At 55.0% G+C, this 5,768-nt stretch carries 5 protein-coding genes and 1 pseudogene; 1 reads left to right on the top strand and 5 read right to left on the bottom strand.

Translation table 11 applies throughout. The features are described 5' to 3' along the window. Positions 1-253, top strand: a pseudogene (locus WBC85_RS03515) (D-alanyl-D-alanine carboxypeptidase); the annotation flags it as partial. A gap of 7 nt (positions 254-260) precedes the next feature. On the opposite strand, the gene ccoS reads toward WBC85_RS03515, so the two are convergent. From ccoS to WBC85_RS03490, 5 genes are all read right to left on the bottom strand, one after another. Beyond that, on the bottom strand, positions 261-419 hold the full coding sequence (gene ccoS / locus WBC85_RS03510; protein ID WP_424433289.1) for a cbb3-type cytochrome oxidase assembly protein CcoS: 159 nt from the start codon (positions 417-419) through the stop codon (positions 261-263). Beyond that, a complete protein-coding gene (locus WBC85_RS03505; RefSeq protein WP_424433288.1) occupies positions 416-2,596 on the bottom strand; it encodes a heavy metal translocating P-type ATPase in 2,181 nt (726 codons plus the stop codon). Before WBC85_RS03505 ends, ccoS begins: the two co-directional genes overlap by 4 nt. A 4-nt stretch (positions 2,597-2,600) precedes the next feature. Then, on the bottom strand, positions 2,601-3,062 hold the full coding sequence (locus WBC85_RS03500; RefSeq protein WP_424433287.1) for a FixH family protein: 462 nt from the start codon (positions 3,060-3,062) through the stop codon (positions 2,601-2,603). Next, positions 3,062-4,498 carry a cytochrome c oxidase accessory protein CcoG gene (ccoG, locus tag WBC85_RS03495; RefSeq protein ID WP_424433286.1) on the bottom strand — a complete coding sequence of 479 codons (1,437 nt, stop codon included), beginning with the start codon at positions 4,496-4,498 and terminating at the stop codon, positions 3,062-3,064. The genes WBC85_RS03500 and ccoG overlap by 1 nt, the downstream gene beginning before the upstream one ends. Positions 4,499-4,608: 110 nt before the next feature. Continuing rightward, positions 4,609-5,475, bottom strand: a complete 867-nt coding sequence (locus tag WBC85_RS03490) for a LysR family transcriptional regulator (RefSeq protein ID WP_424433285.1) — start codon at positions 5,473-5,475, stop codon at positions 4,609-4,611. Positions 5,476-5,768: the final 293 nt, after the last annotated feature.

The following is a 5,768-nucleotide window of genomic DNA, read 5'->3' as shown; positions in this document are numbered from 1 at the left end:
GTCGACTTCTGGTGGACGTCATTGGGGGATAAACATCGGCCGCTACCCGAACCGCTACAAAGCGGAACGCGTCTTGCTCAAAACCGCACTTGCGGAGATGAGCACGCTGGATGGTGCGCGCCGCTCTGTGTCAGAACGCAAAGCCGGTTATGACGCGAATTTCGTAGGGCTTACGCGTGAAAGCGCTGATCTGGCATGCCGCCGTTTGCAAGCACGCAATGTGCAGTGCTTCACGATCGGGCCAAGCTCCTAAACAGTTATTATTGTTTGGGTTTATCGTCCCATTCGTCGCTTAATATCCGTGCAGCGTTGCCGTCAGGATCGTCGTATTGCTTGGTGCGCACTGAATAAATGAACGCCGCCAATCCTAATCCACCAAGGATCAGCGAGATTGGAATAAGGTAGGTCAGGACGTTCATTTTTCTCTCCCGAGGCGTAGCGCATTCAACGATACGGTAATAGACGAGCTGGACATCGCAAGCGCCGCAATAAGCGGTGTTGCCAGGCCCGCAATTGCAAATGGCACGGCAATGATATTGTAAAGCGTCGCAATCTGGAAGTTTTCCTTGATGCGTTTGGTCGCTTTGCGCGCCACAGTTAGTGCGCCGCCAATCGGTGCCAAGGTATTTCCAAGCAGCACAATGTCCGACGCAACGCGCGCCGCATCAAGGGCCGAGGCAGGCGAGATAGACACATTCGCTGTGCTTAATGCTGCGGTGTCGTTTAACCCATCACCGATCATCAAGACCAGTGCGCCTTTGGATTTCAGAGCATTGATAAAGTCGGCCTTATCCACGGGCAGTGCGTTCGCTGTCCAGTTTTCCAGACCAAGCGTATCAGCCAAGGCGCGGACAGGCGCAGCTGTGTCGCCAGAGATCAAATGCATTTCGATCCCTTTCGCAGCAAGGTCCGCGATAAGTTCTTTAGCGCCTTCGCGCAGCGCGTCTTCAAACAGAAGCGCGCTAGGAGCCGCATTGCCAATTTGCAGCCAAGTCGCTGTTTGATCGCTGGGGGTCGCCCCGACCCAACTCGCACGTCCAAGCCTAACGGGTGTGCCATTCCACATGGCTTCACTGCCGAACCCAGGGACTTCGCGAACATCAACCAAATTGGCCGGTGCGATGTCCGTTTCGCGCATCGCTTCCAGAATACCCTGCGCCAAAGGATGCGAAGATCCGCTTGCCAAAGCCATCGCTACGCTTAGCACATCAGCGTCAAGCCCGTTCAGGTTTGTGAGTTTGGGAGTGCCCTGAGTAAGCGTTCCCGTCTTGTCGAAAACGACTGTATCCACCTTTGCCAACCGCTCCATCGCGGTGCCGTCTTTGATAAGCAAGCCCTTGCGAAACAATCGTCCCGATGCCGCCGTTGTCACGGCGGGCACAGCCAAACCCAACGCGCAGGGGCATGTGATTATCAAAACAGCCGCTGCAATATTCAGTGCCATGCGCATGTCACCCGAATAGATCAGCCAGCCGAGGAAGGAGAGTGCAGACAGGATGTGAACACCGGGCGCATAGAGCTTTGCCGCCTTGTCCGCCAGCGAGGTGTAATTCGAGCGCCCGCTTTCGGCCACGGCCACCAGTTGCGCCATACGATAGAGCGAGCTGTCCTCGCCGACCGCGCTCACGCGCACTTTCAGCGGACCCGTAAGATTAACTTCACCCGCACTAACAACCTGCCCCGGCTCTGCCAGCACAGGTAGGGTTTCCCCTGTCAGCAATGCGCGATCCAATTCAGAGCGTCCTTCGGTTATTACACCGTCCACCGGCATCCGCCCACCCGGCCGCACAAGCACAATGTCGCCAATTTTTAGCTCGCTTACGCTGACCTGAACGCTTTCGCCATTCTCGATCCGCAATGCTCGCGGCACTTCAAGTGCGGCCAATTCTTCAGCGGCGGAACGTGCCACCGCGCGGGCACGGTGATCCAGGTAGCGACCTGCAAGCAGGAAAAAAGTTAGCGTAAGGGCTGCGTCGAAATAGGCGTGTTCGCCAGACAGGCTGGTTTCCCAAAGGGATGTCGCCAAGGCCAAAGCAATCGCCAGTGAGATCGGCACATCCATGTTCAAACGGCCTGCGCGTAAAGCGGCATAAGCGTTGCTGAAGAAGGGCTGTGCAGAAAATCCAATCGCAGGCAAAGTAATTGCCGCAGAAAGCCAATGGAACAAATCACGCGTTGCGGCTTCCGCGCCTGACCAGACAGCAACGGACAAGAGCATCACGTTCATCGACGCAAACCCTGCAACGGCGAGGCGCATCAACAGATCGCGGCCCGCCTTGTCCGTTTCAGTAGCCCTCAAAGACCCTGCATCAAGTTCATGCGCCTCAAACCCGATCGCTTCTAGTTTTGCGGCCAAAAGCTCTGCTGTGACACTTGGGTCGGCTTCGATTTGTGCGCGTTTAAGCGTCAGATTGACCCGCGCACCATGAACGCCGGGGTGGGCGTTCAAGACCCGCTCGACCGAAGAAATACAGGCTGCGCAATGGATCGAGGGGAGCGAAAGCGCGAGATTAACCTCGCGCGGGGCTTGCGACTGCGCCAAGGCTTCTGCCGCCGGGGCAGCAGAACAGGCTGGGCAGGCGGAGATCGCAGTCATTGAATTATTCCTTGATGTGCAGGATGACGCGCTGGCTGAACTCGGTGCCATCCACGGCTACCGCCTTCATGCGAACATTCCAGTTGCCTGCGCCCAAAGTCGCGCGGGCAACATAGGAGCGTCCATCAAAGGCAAACGCTGGCGTAAGATCGTCCTTAACATGGGTTGCACGCCCGACAATGGCATCCAGATGCGCGACCTGAACAGGCTTGCCTTCAGCATCGCGAATATCAAGCATAACAAGGCCATCTTCAGCATTGGCTTGGACAGTCCATGCAAGGCTTTCCTGCGCGAGCCGACGAATATCGAACTCCTGCGATGCAACATACGAGTTTTTCACCTCAAGCCCGGGAAAGGTGCGTACCGCATTGTAGGCAAGCGCAAGATTGACCGCGATAATCACGCCGAAAGCCGATGCGAAAATGATGAAAACACCGCGCCCTGTAAGTGGTTTGGAATCGGTCATTAGTTGTCCTTCCCGTTAAAGATAGTGTCTTTGTACGCACGCTCGCCATTGGATGTGTCTTCAATCCAAATGCGGAAAGTGGTGCGTTCCGCGTTCGCAGGCGCTGAGCCAGCCGGTGCCACAACATACACTTTTTGCAAATAGGTGCTGTCAGCAGGAACATTCACGCTTTCATCGGAAGTGCCTTCCAGTTGAACACGCAAGGCAGTATTGCCAGAAACGGTTATATGGAACGGACGATCTTCGCCATGTTTGTTCAACAAACGCACATCGTATGTGTTGCGGATCGACCCATCTGAAAGCGTCACGAAAATCGGATTACGCACAGGCGCAACGCTCATTTCGATGTCCGCACGGATGAAAAGCGCAAAGAGCAGACCAAAGCCAACCAGGGCCCAAAGCGCCGTGTACATGATCGTGCGTGGACGCAAGATATGCTGCCAAACAGGCTTGATCGGCTTGCCTGAACGCTCGTTCGCTTCGTCAGTCGAGGCCATGTAATCGATCAAACCACGCGGCTTGCCGATCTTTGTCATAATATCATCGCAGGCGTCGATACACAGTGCGCATGTGATGCATTCAAGCTGCTGGCCATCGCGAATGTCGATACCAACAGGGCAAACATTCACGCAGGCCATGCAATCGATGCAATCGCCCTGTGGTTCGCCTTCTTTCACCGCTTCCGAATGCTTGCGCGGTTCACCGCGCCATTCGCGGTAACCAACAACCAGCGTATCTTCATCCATCATTGCGGCCTGAATACGTGGCCAAGGGCAGGCATAGATGCAAATCTGCTCGCGGGCGATGCCGCCAAAGAAGAAGGTCGTCGCCGTCAAAACGAACATCGTGGTATATGCAACAGGGTGGGCCTGACCCGTCAACAGATCAATGAACAAGGTCGGTGCATCGGCAAAATAGAAGACCCAAGCGCCGCCCGTCGCCAGACCTATAAGCGCCCAGGCGATCCACTTTGTCAGGCGCAAGCGCGCTTTTCGCAGATCCCATTTCTTTTGCTTGTGCAGGCGTAGACGCGCGTTGCGATCGCCTTCGATCCAGCGTTCGACCAGAATAAACAGATCGGTCCATACGGTTTGCGGGCATGCATACCCGCACCAAACCCGCCCAAGCGCAGACGTGAAGAGAAAAAGGCCCAGACCTGCCATAATCAAGAGGCCCGCAATAAAATAGAATTCATGCGGCCAGATTTCGATCCAGAAGAAAAAGAAACGGCGGTTCGCAAGATCAATGAGAACGGCCTGATCTGGCAAGTTAGGACCGCGGTCCCAACGAACCCAGGGTGTTAGATAGTAAATCCCCAAAGTAAAGATCATCAAAATCCATTTAAGGTTACGGAACCAGCCAGAGACACGGCGCGGGAACACAGGTTCGCGCGGGGCATAAAGGCTTGGTGCTGGATCGTTGTCTGTTGAGCTCACGGAATCACCACATAGATATCTTTTGCGTTGCCCTGCTTGTCACAGGCCCATGCCTCAATCGCTTTGACCTAAGTCAAATACCGAGTCTTAAAGACATATTTAACGTCGCGCTATTTTTGCGCCTTAAGCCAGCCCATAAAAGCCTTCAATGCCGAACGATGAGCGCCAGCACGGGTCACAATGAAGTAACCAAAATCTTCATCATCCTCAAAAATCTTGACCAATTGCCCATTCGCGAGGTCAGCCTTGACCCAGATTTCGGCAGTGACCGTGATCCCCTGCCCTGTACGCGCCGCTTCAAGTGTCAGGTTCCCAGGCAAGATAATGCGCCCGCCCTGCCCTGCTTCGCTGACACCATGCTTTGCCAACCAAAGCGAACTTTCAGAGGTGCCGACCTCTTGAAGGATCGGAAAACGCGCAAGATCTGCGGGGCTGGTTGGGCGGTTGTCACATATGAAACTGGGTGCGGCCACCGCGACGCGACGTGTTTTCACGAGCAGCTGAGACTCCACACCGCTCCAGCCGCCCTGGCCAAAACGGATGGCAACATCGGTCTTCGTATCATCAAGCTCAACGGTGGCCGGGTTCGCGTCGATCACGACATCAATTTCAGGATGCTTGGCCCTAAAATCTGCAAGGCGCGGCACCAGCCAATTGGCCGCAAAGCTAGGTGTGGTGGAGACGGTCAAAGGGCGGGCATCTTGCACACCTGTAAGTTTTTCGATCTCCTCCGCAATCATTCCAAAGCCCAGACGCAGCGTCGCTGACAAATCGCGCCCTTCATTGGTAAGGCGCGCTTGTCGTCCGGTTCGGTCCAGAAGCTGAAGGCCAAGATGGGCCTCAAGATTGCGTATTTGTTGGCTAATTGCAGCATGAGAAACGCTCAAGGCATCCCCCGCCTTTTGTAAAGATCCCGTCTCGGCATAGGCTGCGAAGGCTCTCAACGAGGACATCGGGGGTAGTTCACGCCAGTTCATATGAAACTTCACCTTACATATTGCAATTCTTCCTGACTCGCTTTGTGCCAACTGGCAAGTAGTAATGACACATCAACCCAAACCAAGGAGAACCCAAGTGCTAGGAATTTTCGCAGACAGTTTCTTGATCGCAACCCGCTTGGATGACCAGCGATCGGACCGCTGGCAAGCGCCGACACGATGGAAGGCAACGAAAGACAATCAAACCCGCCAGCACCAGAAAAGGGAAAAGAGGAAATGATCGACCCTATCGTAATTCGCGCCCCCCAGCTTGCGCTAAGCAACGCCCCACA

Origin of the sequence: Planktotalea sp., from assembly GCF_049680325.1 — a bacterium.
Classification (GTDB): Bacteria; Pseudomonadota; Alphaproteobacteria; order Rhodobacterales; family Rhodobacteraceae; genus Planktotalea.
Note: the sequence above shows the minus strand (reverse complement) of the source record. Positions and strands in the feature narration are given on the sequence as shown.

Bases quoted from the DNA above. Each gene is read 5' to 3' on its own strand.
- WBC85_RS03505 (WP_424433288.1), bottom strand. From the start codon at position 2,596: ATGACTGCGATCTCCGCCTGCCCAGCCTGTTCTGCTGCCCCGGCGGCA.
- WBC85_RS03500 (WP_424433287.1), bottom strand. From the start codon at position 3,062: ATGACCGATTCCAAACCACTTACAGGGCGCGGTGTTTTCATCATTTTC.
- WBC85_RS03490 (WP_424433285.1), bottom strand. From the start codon at position 5,475: ATGAACTGGCGTGAACTACCCCCGATGTCCTCGTTGAGAGCCTTCGCA.
- ccoS (WP_424433289.1), bottom strand. From the start codon at position 419: ATGAACGTCCTGACCTACCTTATTCCAATCTCGCTGATCCTTGGTGGA.